The following is a 20,561-nucleotide window of genomic DNA, read 5'->3' on the forward strand; positions in this document are numbered from 1 at the left end:
GACAGCCTAACGCAGCTCGAGCCGATCGGCGATAGATTTATGTTTAACTACAACTTCCCGGGCTTTTGCGTCGGTGAAGCAAGTCCGCTCAGAAGCCCGGGCAGACGCGAGCTGGGGCATGGAAATTTAGCCAAAAGAGCGCTGTATCCGAGCATCGATCTAAACTCGCCGCAGTCTATCCGCGTGGTGAGTGAAATTTTAGAGAGCAACGGCTCAAGCTCGATGGCTTCTGTCTGCGGCGGCGCACTTTCATTGCGCGCAGCGGGCGTACCTACGCTAAAGCTCGTTGCGGGCGTCGCGATGGGCTTGATTTTTGAGGGCGAAAAACACGCCGTGCTAACCGACATAATGGGGCTTGAGGATCACGACGGCGATATGGATTTTAAGGTCGCGGGTACCTATGAGGGCATCACCGCGCTTCAGATGGATATCAAGCTCGGCGGCATCAGCCTGGAGGTTTTAAAAGAGGCTCTCGCACAGGCAAAGCAGGCTCGCGCGCATATTTTGGGCCTTATGGAGCAGGCGGATGCGGCGATCGTCATAAATGAAGATGTGCTTCCGAAGCTTGAAATTTTTAGTGTCGAGGCGAGCAAAATCCCCGACATCATCGGCCAAGGCGGCAAGGTCATCAAAGAGATCACCGAAAGCTTCGGCGTAAATATCGATCTGGATCGCGAAAAGGGCGAGGTCAAGATCCAAGGCGCAAAATCTGGCGGCGTATCGGGCGCGAAAGAGAAAATTTTATCGATAGTCTCAAATTCTCGCGATTTTCGCAAGCCGCGCAATGAGCGTAAAGAGGTAAAATTTCAGATCGGCGAGGAGTTTGACGGCGTGGTGCAAAGCGTGCTGGATTTCGGCACCTTTATCTCGCTGCGAGACGGCGTGGACGGACTGCTGCGCGCTAAATTTATCACGACGCCTTACAAGGCGGGCGATGTGGTGCGAGTGCGCGTGACCGATCAGAAAGGCACTAAAATTTCACTGGAATTAGCTTAAAATTTTAATAGGAGTATGAGATGCAGCTTAAAAAGATTTTTTTCCCTATCGGCGGCGGCGAGGAGCTAGCCGAGCGCATACACGGAGCGCTGCTCGTGAATAAATTTTTCGGTACGCATATAAACATAATGGCGTGCCAGCTCGATCCTAAGATGATCTACAACGTCCGTATGACGCTAAAAGGCGGCGTACTGATGGAGGAATTTTTAAAATCCGCGGGCGATGAGATGAGGGCCGAACGCGAAGAGATTAAGGCGATCTTCGACGCCGAATGCGCTAAGCTCGATTTGGATCAAAACGACGACGATCACGTCCCAAATAGCGCCGCTTTGAGGCATATGGTGGGCATTCGCTCCGAGCTGGTCGAGAAATACTCCAAATATTGCGATTTGGTGCTGGTTTCGGTGCCGCCTACGGGCTCTATCACGGGCACGTTCGAGGCGGCGGTCACCAAAAGCGGCAAGCCTTGCATCGTCATACCGCGCAAGCTGAAGGAGTTTAGGGCGGATAAAATTTTGGTCTCGCTTACCGGCACTGCGGCGTCTGCGCGAGCGCTCGATAATTGGCTGGAGCTTTTGCAGCGCGCCAAGTCCGTCACCGTCATCACCGCAAACCACTATCTTCAAGACGACGTTTCCGAAACGAAGCGCCGCATAAGCGATTATCTGGCTCTGCACGGCATTAAAATCAACGTTTTCGAGGCGTTAAATGTCGAGGGCAAGATCCCGGGACAGGTGCTGCTAGAGTATGCCGACGCGGGCGATTTCGATCTAATTGTAGCGGGCTTGCACTCAGACAGCGGCATCAAGGAGATCTTCTTAGGCGGCGCGTCGAAATACTTCCTGCAAAAGACCAAAATACCGGTCTTAATGTAGCTTGAGGCTTAGACGCCGTGTCGCGGTATATCGCTCGCACCGCGTCTAGGCTTAAGTCGGCTTTTAAGCGCCGCAAGCTAAAGCTTAAATTTTAATCGGCTCGTCGTGACTTTGCTAGTCCGTCCGCAAATCTCGCGGTTTGCTATTTTGCGGATAGGTTGCGATTAATTTTACCGCTAGCTTTGCTGGCGAGCCGCGTTTGCTTTGTCGCGGCTAGAGAGCAAGTATATCCGCGGCGAGCGGAGTTAGCGGTCGCGGCAAGCTCACCGGTCTATCTTTAAGCGCGCCGAGTTTGGAATTTCCATGCCTGCCGTTTTGACTGCATCGCAAAATTTTGCATAAAATTTGCGCTTGAAATTTCTGTTTGCACGCTAAATTTTAAATTCCAAGGAGCGCAGATGGCGTTTGAAAATGCAATTATCACAAAAGATGATGATGAGAAGTATGGATTGAGTGAAATTTACTACAAATATAATCCATACTATGAGACTTTCATTAATGAATTACGATGGACTATCGATAGGGAAAGAGATTGCTGGGCTTGGTTTCTTTATAGCTTCCCAGGCTATGAATACGACCACGATTACGATACAAAGTCTATTTGGATATTATATCATAAAGGTGAAATTATAGAGATGATTATAGATCATGAGGTAAATATTAATAGGAAATTAGTTCCAGAGGAATTTCATAGGATTTGGAAACTCCTAGATTTAAAACCAAATCATACGCAAAGTCTTAATAAGCAAGATATTTTATGCCTGTTAAAAGAAATTTTAGAAGCATATAGGGACTGTGATTTGTGGAAACCGGAGCCGAATTATACTATGGAACTTCAAGATCTAACTGATTGAGCTGCAAAATAGAGCTTTAAATTTAACTTCATTTTAGTCCCGCATAAAATCAAATTTCATAGAATTCTAGAATTTCGCAAAATTTTGAAATTCTAAAATTCCAAAATCCTATAATTCCAAAATTTTAAAACCCCCGTCCTAAAATTTCTTGTAAATAAAATTTATCAAAATCATCGACGCGAGCGCCTCTATGAGCGAGGCGATGATCATCGCGAAGTATATCTCTTGCGAGATCGCGGCGGTGGAGTAAAAAAGTGTCGCCGTGGCGATCACTAGCGTCAGAGGCATAGAAAGCGATAGTGCGAAAAGCGCCGCGCCTTTGCGCCCTAAGGTGCTTAAAAACGTAGCGCTTGCAAGCAGCCTGATGCCAAACATCAGCGCCGCTAGGCTTACGGCAAAGCTCATCACTCCTGGCATAAGAAGCGCTTCTAGCTTGATCACGGCTCCGGTGTGTATGAAAAATATCGGCACCAAAAAGCCGAAGCCGAACGACGATAGCTTCTCGATGAGGTCGTCCTTGTGCGAGAAAAAGGTCGGCAGAAAGGTGCCTGCGATGAAAGCACCGATGACGACCTCAAGCCCCAAAAGCATCACCCCCGCGCAGATGAGGCAAAACAGCGCCATCGCAAATCGCACGTCCTTTTCGTTTTTGTCGTATTTGGGCATAATGACTGTTTTTAGCGCGGGGAACCACCAAAATAAAATTTCAAGCCCTTTAAAAACCGCTAGGGCTGCCACGGAAAAGCCCAAAAGCGCGCCGATGTGAAGCGCCATCTCGACGCCGAAGCCGTTTTTAAGGTAGATGCCGCCCACCGTGAGGGCGGCGATGCTGATGAGCTCGCCGATCACGCCCGCGGGCATCGCGAGATTTAGCCACGCTTGATCCTTGCCGTATTCCTTGTACAGCGCCGAAAGCAGCCCGACGCTCATCAGAGGCGCTGCGATGATAAGCATCTGCGGCAGTTCAAACATCCAAACTGCAAGCGCGCTTAGGATATAAAGTAGCGCCAAAAAGATTAGGATCAGCCGCAGAATTTTACGCGGCATCGCAAGCAGCGCACGGAAATCCACCTCGCAGCCCGCCAAAAACATAAGGTAGCAAAAGCCGATCTGCGCGGCTAGATCGAAGGTCGCGCTTGGCGGCAAAAGCCCTAAATTTGCAGCTATAATGCCAAGCATGATCTCCATGGGCGAGAGCGGAATTCTAGCTAAGCTAGCCAAAAATGGCGAAGCAAAGATCAAAAACGATAGCGCGATTAGGACGTAAATTTCATTCATATGCTTTGGCCTCGCATCCTTTTAGATTTTCTCCGCACTGCTTTAGAATTTTTTCGCATCTTTCTAGCATTTTCTCTGGCTGCCCAGGGGCTTTTCGTATCATTTTAAGACTTCCTTTCGGTCGCTTTATAGTTCTTTGCGCTGCGAACAGAGACGAAATATGCGCAATTTTCGCTCTTGTACCACAACACAGGCAAACCGAAAAGCCGCTTTTTGCGCCCGCAAATCTCGCCCGGATTTAACACGAGCGTGCCGTTTTTATCCATCGCCGCGGCGAAATAGTGGGTATGGCCGTAAATTTTGATAGTTGGAATTTTACCCGCGTCTCGCCCGCACAGGCCCCGATTTTTACTTTCGCCGTTTGCATCGGGGCTCGAACTCGCGGTCAAATTTGAGTTCAAGTTTGGTGCGACTAAATTTGCGCCCAAGTTCGGCGCGACTAAGTTTGCGCTTAAACTCGGCGCTGTTAAATTTACTGCGCGATTGGCACTTGAGCTTGCTTTAGAATTCATATCTGGGCTCATATCAGCGGCTAAATTCGCGTTTGCATTTGAGTTTAAATCTGCGTTCGAGCCCGAAGCAAGGTCCGCGCCTAAGTCTAAATTTACGTTTGAGTTCGCGCCTGCATTCAAGCTCAAGCTCGCATTTAAACCCGCGGATTGACCACTTTTTAAATTTGCGCTCGCACTACCTATGTTTTTAAAATTTGCATCTGCACGGCGCGTGCCATTTAAAATTTTATCAACATTCGCAGCATTAAAATTTGAGTTTAAATTTGCCGCGCGATCCGCGCCCGCACCTAAATTCGCGTCTAAATTTAATCCATCTGCTTCATTTTGCGCCGCGGACTCCTCGTCAAAGAGATAAAACGGATGGTGCATTATTTTTAGTTGCAGCCCGGCAAACTCCGTGCAGAAGGGCTCATCGTACAGGTTGAACTCATTTTTAAACTCAGTAAGCGCCTCGTCGTTGTTCCCTAAAACCGCGAAGTAGGGCTTGCCGCTTTGTCGCAAAAGCCGCAGCGTCCCGCTCTCGACGATGTCACCTGCGTGCACGAGCAGGTCGGCGCCTCGCGCGAGCAGCCACTCTATGGCGCTGGCAGCGACCTTTGTTTCGCGATGAGAGTCCGAGATGACGCCTATTATCAATCGATCTCTTCTTTAAGCTTGCACTGCGGACACTCGGCGAAGTTGCCTTTTTTCAGCTCTTTGCGGAGCATGTATGAGTTGCCGCACTGCGGGCACGCGCGCGCAATCGGCGCGTAGTTGCTCACAAAGCCGCATTTTGGGTAGTTCGTGCAGCCGTAGAATTTACCGCGTCTTGAGAAGCGCTCGACGATCTCGCCCGTGCCGCAGCTCGGGCACTTGACGCCCGTGGAGAGCAGCGGCTTTTTCTCTTTCGCCGCGCCCTCGATTTTGCGCGAGTATTTGCACTTCGGATAGCCCTCGCAAGCGATAAACTCGCCGTATCTGCCCTTGCGCTTGATCAAATTTTTACCGCACTGCGGGCATTTTTCATCTAGCACTTCGGGCGCCGCCTTCTCCTCGCTCGCCCCCTCGGTGCCGGCGTCCGCGTTGCGCGAGTATTTGCATTTCGGATAGTTCGAGCAAGCGATAAACTCGCCGAATCTGCCCTGGCGCTTAAGTAGCTCGCCGCCGCAGTTCGGGCATGCTTCGCCGATCTTTTCGGCTAGCTTTTGGCTTGCAATCGAGGTTTTGCCTTTGGCGATCTCGTCCATAAAAGGGTAGTAAAAATCCGCTAAAATTTGCTGCCAGTCCGCTTTGTTTTCAGCGATGTTGTCGAGTTTCTCTTCCATTTTGGAGGTAAACTCGCTATCGACGATATTTTTAAAATTTTGCTCCAGCATCTCGGTGATCTTAAAGGCGATCTCGCTCGGTACCAGGTGTTTTTGCTCGATATTTACGTAGTTGCGCGCCGTAAGCAGCGAGATGGTAGGCGCATAGGTCGAGGGCCTGCCGATACCGAGGCTTTCGAGCTTTTTGATGAGGCTTGCTTCCGAATAGCGCGCCGGCGGCTCGGTGAAGTGCTGCTGCGAGCTTAGGCTTTGCAGGCTCATCGCGTCGCCCGTATCGAAGTTCGGTAAAATTTTATCCTTATCCAGATCGCCGTAAGCCTTGTAAAAACCGTCAAATTCCACCTTGCGCCCGCTGATCTTAAATGCGCCCGCTTCGCCGCGCACGATGATCGTTTGGATCTGCGAGACGCTAGGGCTCATCTGCGAGGCTATGAAGCGGTTGTAGATGAGCGCGTAAAGGCGGTATTCGTCGCGAGGCAGGATTTTTTGCGCGAGCTCGGGGGTAAGCTTTAGATCGGTAGGCCGTATCGCTTCGTGCGCTTCCTGCGCGCCTTTGCTTTTAGTGGCGTATAAATTCGGGCTTTTCGGTAGATACTTTTCGCCGAAGCGCTGCTCGATCAGCTCGCGAGCCGCCGCGATCGCTTCTTTGGCGATATTTAGCGAGTCGGTTCGCATATAGGTGATCGCGCCGCCGTTTTTGGTATTGACGCCTTCGTAAAGGCTCTGCGCGAGGCTCATCGTCTTTCGCGGATTAAAGCCCAGAGCCGTGCTCGCCGCCTGTTGCAGCGTCGAGGTCATAAACGGCGGGTAGGGGTTTGTCTTGCGCGATTTGCTCTCGATACTCTCTACGCTAAATTTGTCTTTTTGCAGCTCAGAGACGATCTCGCTAGCCTGCGCCGCGTTTTTAACCGAGAGCTTTTCCATCTTTTTGCCGCGAAACTCCACGAGCTCGGCTTCTAAGTCCTTTTTAAAAACCGCGTCGATGCTGTGAAATTCTACCGGCTTAAAATTTAAAATTTCGCGCTCGCGATCAACGACGATCTTAAGCGCGGCACTTTGAACGCGACCCGCGCTTAAGCCGCGCTGGATCTTTAAATTTAAAAGCGGACTTAGCTTGTAGCCCACGATGCGATCGAGCAGGCGACGCGCTTGTTGGGCGTTTACGCTCGCGATATTAAGCTTGCGCGGTGAGCTTAGCGCGTTTGAGATCGCACTTTTGGTGATCTCGTGAAATACGATGCGCGGCAGATCCTCCGCCTGCTTGCCGATCGAAGCTGCGATATGATAGGCGATCGCCTCGCCCTCGCGGTCCTCGTCCGTCGCGAGATAAATTTGATCCGCCTTTTTGGCGAGTGTCTTTATCTGCTTTACGATCTGATCGTGATCGGCGCTGATTTCGTATTCGGGCTCGAAGCTTTTATCTTTGATTTTGATGCCGAAGCGTTTTTTAGGAAGGTCGCGGATATGGCCTTTAGACGCGATTACGTCGTAATCGGCGCCTAAGAAATTTTTGATAGTTTTGGCTTTTGCGGGGGATTCTACGATGATTAAATTTTTCATTGCTTAATCCTTTAGAATTCTAGGCAGCGTGATGCCCTTTTGGCTTTGGTATTTGCCCTTTTTGTCGCAGTAGCTCACCTCGCACGGCTCATCTCCTTGCAGAAACAAAACCTGCGCGATGCCTTCGTTCGCGTAAATTTTTGCAGGCAGCGGCGTGGTGTTGGAAATTTCAATCGTGATGTGTCCCTCAAAACCGGGCTCAAATGGCGTTACGTTTACGATGATGCCGCAGCGCGCGTAGGTACTTTTGCCCAGACAGATCGCAAGCACATCGCGCGGCATTTTGAAGTATTCGATGGTGCGCGCTAGCGCGAAGGAATTCGGCGGTACGATGCAGACGTCGCCCTCAAAATCCACGACGTTTTTTGCGTCGAAATTTTTAGGATCGACGACCGTTCCGCCGACATTTGTAAAAATTTTAAATTCGCGCGCTACGCGTATGTCGTATCCGTAGCTGGAAAGTCCGTAGCTAACGACGCCGCGGCCGATATTCTCCTCGCAAAAGGGCGCTATCATATCGTGCTGCTGCGACATCTGTCTGATCCATTTATCGCTTTTCAGTCCCATAAAATTTCCTTAAAATAATCAAAATTTTTCGCGCATTATAGCAGCAAAATAAAATATAATAAAAATTTTATGCTAGAATTTTGCTTAAATTATAAAAATTTTATCACTTTTTAAGGAGCAACTATGGGGCTACTCAAGAAATTTGCGTTTATTACGTTTTTTATCGCATCATCTTTGGCTGCTGCGAAGCCAAATATTTATATTTTAGCTACCGGCGGTACGATCGCAGGAAGCAGCGCAAGTGCCACGGAGGGCAACTATACCGCAGGCTCTAAGGGTGTAGAAGATATCTTATCGGCAGTGCCGCAACTGGGGGATTTAGCTACGATTAAAAGCGAGCAAATTTCAAATATCGGCTCGCAGGATATGAACGATGAAATTTGGCTCAAGCTTGCAAACCGCGTAAGCGAACTGCTTACCAAAAACGACGTAGACGGCGTCGTCATCGTGCATGGAACCGATACGATGGAGGAGACGGCGTATTTTTTAAGCCTGGTCATAAAATCTAAAAAACCGATCGTTTTGGTGGGCGCGATGCGAAACGCCGATTCGATGAGCGCGGACGGCCCCTTGAATATCTATAACGCCGTAAGCGTCGCGGCAGATAAAAACGCTCGCGAAAAGGGCGCTCTTGTAGTGATGAACGACGAGATCCACGCCGCGCGCGAGGTTACGAAAACAAATACTACTAACGTTGCGGCTTTTGCCTCGCCGAATTCCGGCAAGATCGGCACCGTGAATTACGGCATCGTAAATTTTTACATGGCGCCGCTTCGCAAACACACCGTCGCAAGTGAGTTTAATATCAAGGACCTCAAAGCCTTGCCGCGCGTCGATATCATCTATGGACACGCGCAAGATAGCGGCGATTTGGTCGATGCAGCGGTGCAAAAGGGCGCTAAGGGCATTATCGTAGCGGGCGTAGGCAATGGAAATTTATATCCGGATCTACAAGCCGCGCTCGCAAAAGCTAGCGAAGCGGGCGTGGTTGTTGTGCGCTCAAGCCGTACTGGTAGCGGCTCAACTAGCGTTAGCTCGGAGGTGGACGACGCAAAACTTGGCTTTCTAACCGCAGATAATCTAAATCCGCAAAAGGCGCGCGTGCTGCTGATGCTGGCTCTTAGCAAAACGAGCGATAAAGCGAAAATTCAGAGCTTTTTTGCGACACATTAACGCATAGGGCTTCGCGCGGATAGAATTTCGGCGCGAAATTTTAAAGAAAAGCAAGGCGCGGGATTTTAATATGAGCTCGGAGGCGAGATTTTAAAGCAAGGCACGGAATTTTCGCGCTCGGGGCTTGGACGTAGAATTTCGGTCGTAAAATTAAGTGCTAAATTTAAAGGATTTAAAATCATCCTGCGCTCTTGCGGCAAAATTCCGTGTCTCGCTTGCAAAGTTCGAGCTTAAAATGAACGAGGCAAATCTCGCTCCGTAAATCCTTAAAATCAGTCCGCAAATTCTGTCGTAAATTTCGCTTTGCACTTCTTAAAAGTCCCGCAAAAATCCATTTAAAGAAACAATTATAAAAATTTAGCTAAAATTTCGCAAATTTTTTCAGGAGAAATTTATGACAAAAGCAGAAATCAAAGAGTTAATGGATTTTTTCGGCGAAAAGCAGGGCATTAACGAGCTAAAAATTAAAGATAAAGATTTTGAGATCGAGATAAAAAAATATGGCCCATGCGGTGGGAGCACGCCTCAGCTCGCCGCACCGGCACCCGCTCCGCAACTTGCTGCGCCTTCGGTAAACGTGCTCGTGGGCGATAAGCCCGCCTCAAAAGGCGCGATGGATACGATCGACAGCCCGATGGTAGGTACTTTTTATAAAGCGCCAAGTCCCGGTGCGGCAGAGTTCGTAAGCGTGGGCCAGGTCGTGCATAAGGGTGATACAATCGGCATAATAGAAGCGATGAAGATTATGAACGAGATCGAGGCGGAATTCGACTGCCGCATCAAAAAAGCTCTCGTCGAGGACGGACAGCCCGTCGAGTACGCTATGGCGCTGTTTGAGGTCGAGAAGCTATGAGGGAGCTTAAGAAAATTCTAATCGCAAATCGCGGCGAGATAGCGCTTAGAGCGCTTCGCACGATCCAAGAGATGGGCAAGCAAGCCATCGTCGTGCACTCCACCGCCGATCAGGACGCGCTTTACGTGAAATACGCCGACGCGTCGGTCTGTATAGGCGGACCGCGCAGTAGCGACAGCTACCTAAATATCCCCGCGATCATCACAGCCTGCGAGCTAACCGAAGCTGACGCGATATTTCCGGGATACGGCTTTTTGAGCGAAAGTCAAAATTTCGTAGAAATTTGCGCTAAGCACGGCATTAAATTTATCGGTCCAAGCGTCGAGGCGATGACCTTGATGAGCGATAAGAGCAAGGCGAAGCAAGTAATGATGCGCGCGGGCATTCCTGTAGTGCCTGGCAGCGACGGCGCGATCGCAAGCGTCGAAGAGGCACGCAAGCTAGCCGCCGAAATCGGCTATCCGGTCATCATTAAAGCCGCAGCCGGTGGCGGTGGGCGCGGAATGCGCGTGGTCGAGCGCGAAGAGGATATCGAAAAGCTCTTTTGGTCGGCAGAGAGCGAAGCGATGAGCGCGTTCGGCGACGGCACGATGTATATGGAAAAATATATCACAAACCCACGCCACATCGAGGTTCAGGTCTTGGGTGACGAGCACGGACACGTCGTGCATATCGGCGAGCGCGACTGCTCGATGCAGCGCCGCCATCAAAAGCTGATCGAAGAAAGCCCGGCCGTGATCTTGGACGAGCCGACACGAAAGAGCCTGCACGAAACGGCGGTTCGCGCCGCTAAGGCGATCGGATACGCAAGTGCGGGAACGTTTGAGTTTTTATACGATAGCAAGGACAAGAAATTCTATTTCATCGAGATGAATACCCGTCTGCAAGTCGAACATACCGTAAGCGAGATGCGAAGCGGGCTCGATCTGATCGAGTGGATGATCCGTATCGCGCAGGGCGAGAAGCTGCTACCTCAAAGCGAGATAAAATTTAGCGGACATGCGCTTGAGTGCCGCATCACCGCCGAGGACTCCAAAAGCTTTATGCCAAACCCGGGCAAAATCACAAAATACGTCGCTCCGGGCGGCAGAAATGTGCGAATGGATAGCCACGTTTATGAGGGCTACTCGGTGCCGCCTTACTACGACAGCATGATCGGCAAGCTCATCGTTTACGACAAGGACCGCACGCGCGCGATCGCGAAGATGAAGGTCGCGCTAGACGAGCTCATCATCGGCGGCATAAAATCGACGCGCGATTTTCATCTTAGGATGATGAATAACCCCGATTTCGTGGATAATAACTACGACACAAATTACCTAGCCAAGCATTAAATTTAAAATTCCAAGGGATGATACTCTTGGAATTTTAAAATTTATTTGAAATTCTACATTTAAAATTCTGCTTTAAATTTTTCATTTAAAAAGCTACTTGAGATTTTGTTTTAAAATTCCGTCGCGCCACGCTTTAAATTTTGCTATTAAATTTGTTGCTAAATTTAAGTGAAGATGCGCGAGATACGTCGTCGTGCGTGTTTTACGGCGAGATAAATGTTAAGTCCGGAAAAAGAGATGAGAATAAACGGTGAAACTCGAGGTGAGGTTCGCGGCTTAAAGGTTTTTTGAGGCGAAGGAGAAAATATTTTTCAACTACTTTCGATATAATATGTGTATAAAATATTAAAGGATTATTATGAGTAAAGATTTAGAAGTTGAATTATCAAAAGATGGTGTGAAGCTTTCTGTCGGCAAAGAGCCAGCGCAGGCATTAACAAAGGGGTTGGGTGATATTTTTGGCTTGGCAACTGAGTCCTTTGGAATTTTTACGGATAAGATAAGAGCAAGAAGAAAAATAAATCAACTAAAACTTACTAAGAAAATACAAGAGGAAGCAAAGAGTTTAAATCTAACAGTGGAGCAACTTGCTAATATAGGTCTAAAAGAACTTGCAGTTATTGAACAACATGCCATTTTAGAGGAAGACGAAACATTGCAAAATATGTGGGCAAAACTTATTGTGGATTCTGTAAGCAATAATGAAGATAAAGATAATTTGACTTTTATGAATATACTAAAAGAGATAACTCCCTTGCAAGCAAAAATATTAAAATTTTACTATGAAGTTATAATAAATAAAAGAGAAATACCTAGCTTAGGCAAAGTTCTTAAAGCAGTAGTCGTAAAGAACGAAATTTTAAGACATTTGGACATAGATGAAGATATTTTTACTTTCAACGCAAGCTCTCTTATGAGATTAGGATTAATAACACAATCAGACACCCCTAACCAAGTTTTAATAAGTGTCGGAACCGTGCCAACCGGATATAATAAAACAACGCTTACACCACTTGGTTTTGAGTTTGTGAAAAAATGTATAGGCAATGTTTAGAGTTAAAGTATAACAGTCTTAATGCCTTTTCCTGCTTAATCGCTGCTTTGAATTTTTCTACATGCTAACGCTAAAGCTTTAAAATTCCAGAGAGTGAAATTCTCTTGGAATTTTAAAGCTTTATTTGAATTCCTGAATTTTAAATTCTATTCGAAATTTTACTTTAAAATTTCGTCGTACCGCGCTTTTAAACCCACTATTAAATTTGCCGCTAAATTGAGTAGCAGCATGAGATACGCTGCGATTTGTGCGTGTTTTCACTGCGAGATCAGCGCTAGGCCGGGTTTAAATTTAGATTTTACGTCGACCAAGGCGGCTAAATTTAGAACGCACATCCTACCGCCGCAGATATTCGCTTCCGTCCGCGCGGTTTAGCGGATGATGTGGGCTGCTGGGGCGTTTTTGTTCTCATCCCACCAAATAAAATTTAAAAATTTATGACATATGCATGTTGCGTCGCATATCTTGATGACCGGCTGCCGACGTGCGCGAGTAAGCGGTATAAAATTTACCGCACGAGCCACCAATGCACGTTCTGCATAAATTTTTATCGCGCTTGCCGTTGCGAGCGCGAAGTAGTATCGAGCTGCAAATTTTAAACTATCTCGCCGCACGCGCTTGAGAAATAGCGCCCTGCTTCGCGGGCAAAGTGCGCGAGATTTTTAAATTATAAAATTTCAACCCCCAAATTCCTCGTAAAATTTATTTAGATAATCGGCGTAGTAAAAATTTTGATTTCTAGCGTCAAATCTACCCGCCAGTTCCAAAGCCGTTTTGTAGTCGCCCTCATCGCCAAACGCGCTAACTGCGATGAAAAATCGTAGGTCGTTTAGATCGTCGTTGCCATCAAGGATCGCACGCGAGTGCTTGCGCGCTAAATTTAACGCCGTCTCGCGCTCATCCAGTCTAACGGCGATCTCGATTAGCGGCGCGATCTGATTTATGACGCGAGGATTTGACTCGATCGTCGCCGCGGCCTTTGGCAGCAGGATTTTTGCCTCCCAGGTCCTGCCTAGCGCTATCATACTAAAAAGTATCGGCGCGTAGGTTATGTGCGGCACCTCAGAGCAGGTTAGCTCGCCCGAGAGTATCGGCTCGGCAAGCCCCAGCGCCGCTTCGTGCTCTCCAGCAAAATTTAAATACGCTATCTCATCGCTTGCTTCGCACGCCTCGCAGTCGGCCATATCGTCTTTGGCGAGCTTTTTCCACAGCTCGTAGTTGGTCTTCGCCTCTCTAGCATCGCCCATGTCGATGTTTTGATTCATCAAAGCCTTGTAGTAGGAGGCTAGCGATAGCTCCAAGCGCTCGTAGTAAAACAGCATCGCCTCGTTCACCTCATCTATGAGCTCTTTTTCGATCATGGAGCTTTTGGCGACGCCCGAGACGATCCATTTAAATTTCCACAGACAGCTCTCAAAGTCGCCGAAATTTGGATATTCACTATCTTTCAAATTTTGCGCGATGTAGTCCGTGAGCCACATTAGCGCCCTCGTTCTTAAAACTGCGCCAAATTTTTCAAATTCCTCGTTTAAAACAAAGTCACAAATTTGCGCGGCAAATTCGAAATTTTCCGCCTCGATAGCTCCCCTTATCGCATCAAACAGATGCTCCTCCTTATCCGCCAGCCTATCAAATTGCCTTAGCTTTTCATAAAGTCCCTCTAACGAGCCCTGTTTCATTCCTGATCCTTATTAAATTTTGCGATAATTATATCTGTTTAGTCTGAAGCTAAGCAGCTTATCGCGATTTTGAAGCCCAAAAGGCAAAATTTAAAATTTATAGAGTTATCTTAAAGCGGTTTTGCTCGCGCCGTTTTAGTGCCCTATTTGCCGCCGCGATAGGTAAATTTCAGCTTTGTTATATAAATTTAATATTAAAATGCCGTATTCATAAATTTTTTAAGAAAAGGGGAATTTATGGACATAAACACACGGCGCTTTAAAAGCGAGTTTGAGCAGATAAGCCGCTTTGGGGCTTTGGCGGGCGGCGGGCTTACGCGGCTTGCGTTTTCGCGCGAGGATAAAGCGGCGCGCAACTTCCTCATATCGCTACTTCAAAAAGAAAATTTCAAGATCAAAATCGACGATATGGGCAATATTTTCGTTAAATTTATGGACGTTAAAAATCCCGATCTACCGTCCGTAAGTGCTGGCTCGCATATCGATAGCGTGCCGCAGGGCGGCTTTTACGACGGCACGCTAGGCGTCATGGCCGCTTTAGAGGCGATCCGCGCGGTGCGAGATAGCGGCGAAAAGCTTGCGCGACCGCTGGAGCTCATCGTCTTTGTTTGCGAGGAATCAAGCCGCTTTAAAATGGCGACCGTAGGCAGCAAGATAATTAGCGGTAAGCTCTCGCAAAAGCGGCTAGACGAGCTGAAGGATGGGGATGGAATTTCGCTGTTTGACGCCATGGAGGATTTCGGGCTAAATCCCGCAAATTTAAAAAGCTGCATCCTGCCCAAATCCAGCTTTCATAGCTATATCGAGCTTCATATCGAGCAGGGGCCGGTATTGCAGCGACGCGGCATCCCAGTAGGCATCGTCACGGGTATCGCCGCGCCCGTGCGATACGAGCTGCGGATCGAGGGTAGAGCCGATCACAGCGGTGCTACGCCGATGGATATGCGCTGCGACGCACTAGCTTGCGCTAGCGAGATCGTTTTAAGCGCGGAGAGGATCGCAAAGGCGGGCAAAACCACGGTCGCGACGACGGGCTATGCAAACGCGCTACCCGGCGTGCTAAACGTGATCCCCGGCTCCTGCACGCTAGGTCTTGATATACGCGATATAGACGAGGAGGCGCTTAGGGCGGTGGACGATAAAATTTGCGCCGCGATAAGTGAAATTTGCGCTCGCCGAGGGTGCAGATTTGAACTAAAAAATCTCATCAAGGATCGCCCCGTAAAGCTAAGCGAGGAGATGATAGCTCTGCTTGAGGGCTGCGCCGGCGAGCTTAAAATTCCAAGCCTAAGGCTTCCTAGCGGCGCGGGACACGACGCGATGAATATGACGGAGCTTGCGGATCGCGTGGGGATGCTTTTCGTGCCGTGCAAGGACGGCATCAGCCACAACGTAAATGAAAGTATAAACTGGCACGACGCGTTTGCCGCTACGAAGGTTCTAGCCGCGGCGATGTTAAGCTTAGCTAAAAAATAAAGGAGAAAAAAATGGATGCTATCGCACAAAAAGTAGAGGCGCTCAAAGGCGAGATGATCGGGGATCGTAGGTTTTTTCACTCGCATCCCGAGACGGGTTGGTTCACCTTTTTTACGACCGCGGTTATCGCAGATCGTATGCAGCGCTTGGGCTATGAGATAAAGCTCGGTCGCGAGGTAGTAAAGGCCGAAGCCAGGCAGGGCGTAGGCAGTAAGGACGCCTGCGAGAAGGCGAAGCAGCGTGCCGAAGGGCTGCTAAATGCAGATCAGATAAAATTTCTTGATGCGATGGAGGATGGGCTAACGGGTCTCGTGGCCGAAATAGACACTGGGCGCGCGGGCAAGACGGTCGCTTTTAGATTTGATATAGACGGCGTGGACGTGACCGAGAGCACGGACGCGGATCACCGCCCTTTTAAGGAGGGCTTTCGCTCCGACATTAGCGGCATCACGCACGCGTGCGGGCACGACGGGCATATCACGATGGGACTTGCTTTGGCAAAGCTGATCGCGCAAAACTTAGATGATTTCAACGGCAAATTTAGATTTATCTTTCAAACCGCCGAGGAGGGCACCAGGGGCGCCGTAGGTATGGAAGCTGCGGGCGTCACCAAGGGCGTGGATTATCTGCTTGGCGGTCATATCGGCTTTCAGGCAAACACCATGAGAGGTATCATCTGCGGTACCAAAAAACTACTTGCGACTACTAAATTTGACATAAGCTTAAAAGGCAAGTCCGCTCATGCCGCGGGCGCGCCGCAAAATGGAGCCAACGCCCTGCTTGCCGCAGCTGAAATGGCGCTTGATATGCATGGCATCACTAGGCACGCAGACGGCGTCACGCGTATCAACGTAGGCGTGCTGCGCGCGGGCGAAGGGCGCAACGTCATCGCGCCTAACGGCTATCTCGCGTGCGAGACGCGCGGCGAGAGCACGGAACTGAATGAGTTTATGAAGGCCAAATGCATGGACATAGTGGAGGGCGTTTCTAAAATTTACGGCGTCAGCTACGACGTGCAGGTTACGGGCGGTACCGCAGGCGGCGATAGCGACGAGGCTACCACGCAGCTTTACGAAGATGCGGCGAAGGCATCGCCGTTTATCGACGATGATAAAATCGTAAGGGAGCTAAACTTCGGTGCATGCGAGGACTTCGCGCATTTTATGCGCTCGGTGCAAGATGCGGGCGGCAAAAGCGGATACTTGATGATCGGCACGACGCTTGCGGCGGGACATCACAACGCCAAATTCGACTTCGACGAGGACTCGCTGCTTGCGGGGGTGGACGTGTATCTGCGCTGCGCGTATAAGCTAAACGGCAAAGCTTAAAGGAGATGAGATGAAAAGAGCACTACTTCTAAGCGCTTCTAGTTACAAAGACAGCGGCTATCTGAACCACTGCAAGGGGTGGATCAAGGAATTTTTAGGAGATCTTTGGAAGGATGAAATTTTATTCATTCCGTTTGCGGGCGTTAGGCGTACAAACGAACAATACGAGCAGAAGGTCGCGGACTGTTTGGGGAGCAACAATATCAGATCGATCCACCGATTCGCCGATATGAAAGCCGCCGTTAAAAATGCCAAATCGATCTGCATCGGCGGCGGCAATACCTTCGTGCTGCTAAATGAGCTTTATAAATTTGATCTTTTGAGTGCGATCAAAGACGCTGTAGATAACGGTACGCCGTATTTCGGCTGGTCTGCGGGCGCAAACGTCGCGGGTAAGACTATGATGACTACTAACGATATGCCGATCGTCTTTCCGCCCTCGCCTGTGGCTTTGGGGATCTTTCCGTATCAGATCAATCCGCATTTCATAAGCGGTAAAATTTCAAACCACAACGGCGAGAGCAGGGAGGAGCGGCTGGAGGAGTTTTTGATCGTCAATCAAAACGACAGCGTCTATGCTATGCCCGAGGGCAGCGCGTTTTTGATAAACGGAAACGAGTGTGAGGTGATGGGGTATGCGGACGTGCTGAAATTCGAGTATAAAAAAGAGATCTCGCGCATCGCCGTGGGAAGTAAATTTAAAATTTAAAAGGAGTTATCGTGCAGACGTTTAGGTTACTTTTGGCGCTTGCGGGTATCGTCGCAGTCGTCGCTTTGCTAATCATGAAAAAGGATACTAAAACCGTGCTTATCGGCGTGGGTCTGGTGCTGTGCGCGCTTTGTCTAAAGCCCCTGGACGGGCTGGGCGCCTTTACCTCGTATATGACTAAAGCAGGGCTCATTAAGGCGATATGCGCCAGTATGGGTTTTGCCTTCGTGATGAAATTTACCGGCTGCGACCGCGCGCTCGTAAATTTACTCACCAGGCCCCTCGGCAATATCGGATTTTTATTGATCCCGCTCGTCGTGGCGCTTACATATTTTATCAATATCGCTATCCCCTCCGCTGCGGGCTGCTCGGCTGCGGTCGGCGCTACGCTGATCCCCGTGATGATGGCTGCAGGCGTTAAGCCTGAGATGGCGGGAGCTGCGGTATTTGCGGGCACTTTCGGCGGCGTTTTGAGCCCCGGCTCGGCGCACAACGTATTCGTAGCCGATATGGTAAAAGCGCACAATCCATCCTACACGGTTCAAGACGTCATCGGGGTGCAGTTTTCCAGCGCGATTACCGCTTTGATCGTAGTTTTGATCGTAATTAGCATAACGGCGATAGTTTGCAAAGACTACACCAAGGGGGTAAATTTCTTAGCGCAAAGAGAAAATTCCGCAGGTGCAGATGGCGCAAGCTCCGCCGCGGCAAGCTCCGCCTCATCCGCCGCCGGTTCAAATTTAGATGCGCAGCCTCAAAAAATAAACGTCTTACACGCGCTTATGCCGCTAGTGCCTTTGGTGATCTTAATCATCGGCGGTACGTCCAAGCTCAACACGATCTCCTTTCTTAAATGGACCAAGATGGGCGTTGCCGAGGCGATGCTACTGGGCGCTATCGTCACCATCGTCATTACTCTGAGCAACCCTCAAAAGATCACGAAAGAATTTTTCAAGGGCATGGGTAGCGCGTATGCCGATATCATGGGTATCATCATCGCAGCGGGTGTCTTCGTCGCGGGTCTTAGCGCGTGCGGGGCGATCGATTTCGTAATCGAGTGGCTAAAGGGCGAGCAGGGCTACGTAAAATTCGGCGGCACCTTCGTTCCGTTTTTTATGGGCGTCGTAACGGGCTCGGGAGATGCGGCGGCGATGGCGTTTAACACCGCCGTGACCGTGCACGCCGATGCGTTAGGCTTTGAACAAGATAGGCTCGGTATGGCGGTTGCGATAAGCGGCGCGCTAGGCAGGAGCGCATCGCCGATCGCAGGCGCTTGCATCGTTTGTGCGGGACTTGCGATGGTAAGCCCTATTCAGATCGCTAAAAGAACGGCCCTAGGTATGTTTCTATCCGTCTGCGTCATCGCATTTTTCATTTTGTAAAAGGAGCTTAATATGGATATCGTGCAGAGGTTTTTAAATTATACCAAGATCAACACCACCACAAATAGAGCCGCGGGCGCTGCGGGCATAATGCCCTCAAACCCCAAGGAGCTCGAGCTTGCAAGGCTCATAAAAGGCGAGCTAGAAGCTCTAGGCATAAAAAATATCAGCCTTAACGAGAAGTCGATTTTAATCGCTAAAATTCCCTCAAATTTAGACGCGTCCGCTCCGCGTGTGGCGTTTTTTGCCCATCTTGATACCAGCGCCGAGCAGACGAATGATACCAAAGCTCAGATCGTAAGATACGAAGGCGGCGATATCTGCCTGAATAAAGAGCTAGAGATCTATCTTAAAGAGAGCGAAAATGAGGAGCTGCGAGATTACAAAGGAGACGAGATCATCGTAACGGACGGTACCAGCTTACTAGGCGCCGACGATAAGGCGGCGATTGCTGCGATCGTGAATGCGCTGGAATTTTTCGTCCAAAATCCGCAGATCAAACACGGCGAGATAATCGCCTGTTTCGTGCCGGACGAGGAGCAGGGCTTGCTAGGGGCAAAGGCGCTGGACATAAGCGAGGTAGGCGCGGATTTTGGCTACTGCCTTGATTGCTGCGGCGTCGGCGAGTTTATCTACGAGAATTGGAACGCGGGCGATTGCGTCGTTACCTTCAAGGGCCAGTCCGCTCATCCGATGAACGCCAAGGGCAAGCTCGTAAATTCCTTGCTTTTGGCGCATAAGTTTATCTCGCTGCTGCCCGCGGGCGAGGCGCCCGAATACACAGAGGGCAAGGAGGGCTATTTTTGGGTCAAGGAGCTTAGCGGCAACAGCGCAAAAACCGTCCTAAAGATCGACGTGAGGGAATTTGACGAGAAAAGATACGAGCAGCGTATGGAATTTTTGCAAAAAACTGCGGACGGGCTTCGCGCGATCTGGGGCGATCGGATCGAAATTTCGCTAAACGACCGCTACAAAAACGTCTATAACTTTTTGAAAAACGACGACGCGCCAGCAATTCGCTTTGCGAAGCAGGCTTTTAAAAGCCTAAATATCGAGCCCAAGATCAAGCCTATGCGAGGCGGCTACGACGGCGCCGTCATCTCCGCAAAGGGGCTGCCGTGCCCGAACCTCTTCACCGGCGGGCATAATTTCCACTCGATCTACGAGTATCTGCCCGTAGGCTCTTTAAAAGCGGCGAGCGAGGTAGTTAAGCAGATCATAACGCTAGTGGCGCCGCAAGCTTAGTTCGGCCGCTTTCTGCTCCACGCGCAGATTTGATTTTAATTTAGCTCGTTCATTCCGCCGCGAAATTTTACCCTGCAGGACATAATTTTTGGCTCTGTGGCGACGGATGACGCGGGCTACGACTACGACGCGGCTTTTAAGCGCTATCACTCGAGCGAGGAGATGGCGGAATTCCTGCTCGCGCTTTACGATAGCGACGCGTGCGTGGGCGCGGTGGATCGAAACAGCTTCGAGTTTAGCCTGCAAGCTGCGCGATTTGACTACGCGGTCAAACGCGTAAATTTAAGATGAAAGCGGGTAAAATCATCCGCATCTTTTAGGGAATATAAATTTAAAGAAATTCAGGGAACGAAAATGGGAAAATCGGCTCTTGTACTAGGCG

Annotated in this window: 18 protein-coding genes; 13 read left to right on the forward strand and 5 right to left on the reverse strand. The window is 49.5% G+C overall.

Annotated features, from left to right (window positions below; genetic code table 11):
* The 3 genes from Q0413_RS04830 to Q0413_RS04840 form a co-directional block, all read left to right on the forward strand.
* Positions 1-996 (forward strand): KH domain-containing protein (locus Q0413_RS04830; protein ID WP_298987822.1); only part of this gene is annotated, 996 nt, incomplete at its 5' end.
* 20 nt (positions 997-1,016) lie between these two features.
* Positions 1,017-1,871, forward strand: coding sequence for a universal stress protein (locus Q0413_RS04835; protein WP_298987824.1), 855 nt, complete (start codon positions 1,017-1,019; stop codon positions 1,869-1,871).
* 398 nt (positions 1,872-2,269) lie between these two features.
* Positions 2,270-2,725: a hypothetical protein gene (locus Q0413_RS04840; protein WP_297943141.1), complete on the forward strand. Its 456-nt coding sequence runs from the start codon at positions 2,270-2,272 to the stop codon at positions 2,723-2,725.
* A gap of 138 nt (positions 2,726-2,863) precedes the next feature.
* Here the strand turns inward: Q0413_RS04840 and Q0413_RS04845 are convergent, their stop codons facing one another.
* From Q0413_RS04845 to dcd, 4 genes are all read right to left on the reverse strand, one after another.
* Positions 2,864-4,003, reverse strand: coding sequence for a cation:proton antiporter (locus Q0413_RS04845; protein WP_298987825.1), 1,140 nt, complete (start codon positions 4,001-4,003; stop codon positions 2,864-2,866).
* 104 nt (positions 4,004-4,107) lie between these two features.
* Positions 4,108-5,151, reverse strand: coding sequence for a metallophosphoesterase family protein (locus Q0413_RS04850; RefSeq protein WP_298987827.1), 1,044 nt, complete (start codon positions 5,149-5,151; stop codon positions 4,108-4,110).
* The gene (gene topA, locus Q0413_RS04855) at positions 5,148-7,379 is read right to left on the reverse strand and encodes a type I DNA topoisomerase (protein ID WP_298987829.1); all 2,232 of its coding nucleotides are present in this window, start codon (positions 7,377-7,379) and stop codon (positions 5,148-5,150) included. The genes Q0413_RS04850 and topA overlap by 4 nt, the downstream gene beginning before the upstream one ends.
* Before the next feature lie 3 nt (positions 7,380-7,382).
* Entirely contained in the window at positions 7,383-7,946 is a 564-nt protein-coding gene (dcd, locus tag Q0413_RS04860; protein ID WP_005871523.1) for a dCTP deaminase, read from the reverse strand.
* A 174-nt stretch (positions 7,947-8,120) separates the two neighbouring features.
* On the opposite strand from dcd, the gene Q0413_RS04865 reads away from it, so the two are divergent.
* The 4 genes from Q0413_RS04865 (at position 8,121) to Q0413_RS04880 (ending at position 12,360) form a co-directional block, all read left to right on the forward strand.
* Positions 8,121-9,119: a type II asparaginase gene (locus Q0413_RS04865; RefSeq protein WP_298987849.1), complete on the forward strand. Its 999-nt coding sequence runs from the start codon at positions 8,121-8,123 to the stop codon at positions 9,117-9,119.
* Between the two features lie 394 nt (positions 9,120-9,513).
* Positions 9,514-9,972 (forward strand): acetyl-CoA carboxylase biotin carboxyl carrier protein, encoded by a 459-nt coding sequence (gene accB / locus Q0413_RS04870; RefSeq protein ID WP_297990110.1) that lies wholly within the window; start codon positions 9,514-9,516, stop codon positions 9,970-9,972.
* Positions 9,969-11,306, forward strand: a complete 1,338-nt coding sequence (locus tag Q0413_RS04875) for an acetyl-CoA carboxylase biotin carboxylase subunit (protein ID WP_298758046.1) — start codon at positions 9,969-9,971, stop codon at positions 11,304-11,306. The genes accB and Q0413_RS04875 overlap by 4 nt, the downstream gene beginning before the upstream one ends.
* Before the next feature lie 358 nt (positions 11,307-11,664).
* Entirely contained in the window at positions 11,665-12,360 is a 696-nt protein-coding gene (locus Q0413_RS04880) for an Abi-alpha family protein (RefSeq protein ID WP_298987836.1), read from the forward strand.
* A gap of 677 nt (positions 12,361-13,037) precedes the next feature.
* Here the strand turns inward: Q0413_RS04880 and Q0413_RS04885 are convergent.
* Positions 13,038-14,039 carry a hypothetical protein gene (locus tag Q0413_RS04885; RefSeq protein ID WP_298987839.1) on the reverse strand — a complete coding sequence of 334 codons (1,002 nt, stop codon included), beginning with the start codon at positions 14,037-14,039 and terminating at the stop codon, positions 13,038-13,040.
* A 237-nt stretch (positions 14,040-14,276) separates the two neighbouring features.
* On the opposite strand from Q0413_RS04885, the gene Q0413_RS04890 reads away from it, so the two are divergent.
* From Q0413_RS04890 to Q0413_RS04915, 6 genes are all read left to right on the forward strand, one after another.
* Positions 14,277-15,515: a M20 family metallo-hydrolase gene (locus Q0413_RS04890; RefSeq protein ID WP_298987841.1), complete on the forward strand. Its 1,239-nt coding sequence runs from the start codon at positions 14,277-14,279 to the stop codon at positions 15,513-15,515.
* 11 nt (positions 15,516-15,526) lie between these two features.
* Complete coding sequence (locus Q0413_RS04895) at positions 15,527-16,843, forward strand: amidohydrolase (RefSeq protein ID WP_298987843.1); 1,317 nt, start codon at positions 15,527-15,529, stop codon at positions 16,841-16,843.
* Positions 16,844-16,853: 10 nt separating this feature from the next.
* Positions 16,854-17,552: a dipeptidase PepE gene (pepE, locus tag Q0413_RS04900; protein WP_298987845.1), complete on the forward strand. Its 699-nt coding sequence runs from the start codon at positions 16,854-16,856 to the stop codon at positions 17,550-17,552.
* An 11-nt stretch (positions 17,553-17,563) separates the two neighbouring features.
* Positions 17,564-18,934 (forward strand): C4-dicarboxylate transporter DcuC, encoded by a 1,371-nt coding sequence (gene dcuC / locus Q0413_RS04905; RefSeq protein ID WP_298987846.1) that lies wholly within the window; start codon positions 17,564-17,566, stop codon positions 18,932-18,934.
* 12 nt (positions 18,935-18,946) lie between these two features.
* Entirely contained in the window at positions 18,947-20,179 is a 1,233-nt protein-coding gene (pepT, locus tag Q0413_RS04910; RefSeq protein ID WP_298987847.1) for a peptidase T, read from the forward strand.
* Between the two features lie 96 nt (positions 20,180-20,275).
* Positions 20,276-20,470: a hypothetical protein gene (locus tag Q0413_RS04915; protein WP_298987848.1), complete on the forward strand. Its 195-nt coding sequence runs from the start codon at positions 20,276-20,278 to the stop codon at positions 20,468-20,470.
* The last annotated feature ends 91 nt before the right edge of the window (positions 20,471-20,561 follow it).

Origin of the sequence: uncultured Campylobacter sp., assembly GCF_938045465.1 — a bacterium.
Lineage (GTDB): Bacteria > Campylobacterota > Campylobacteria > Campylobacterales > Campylobacteraceae > Campylobacter_B.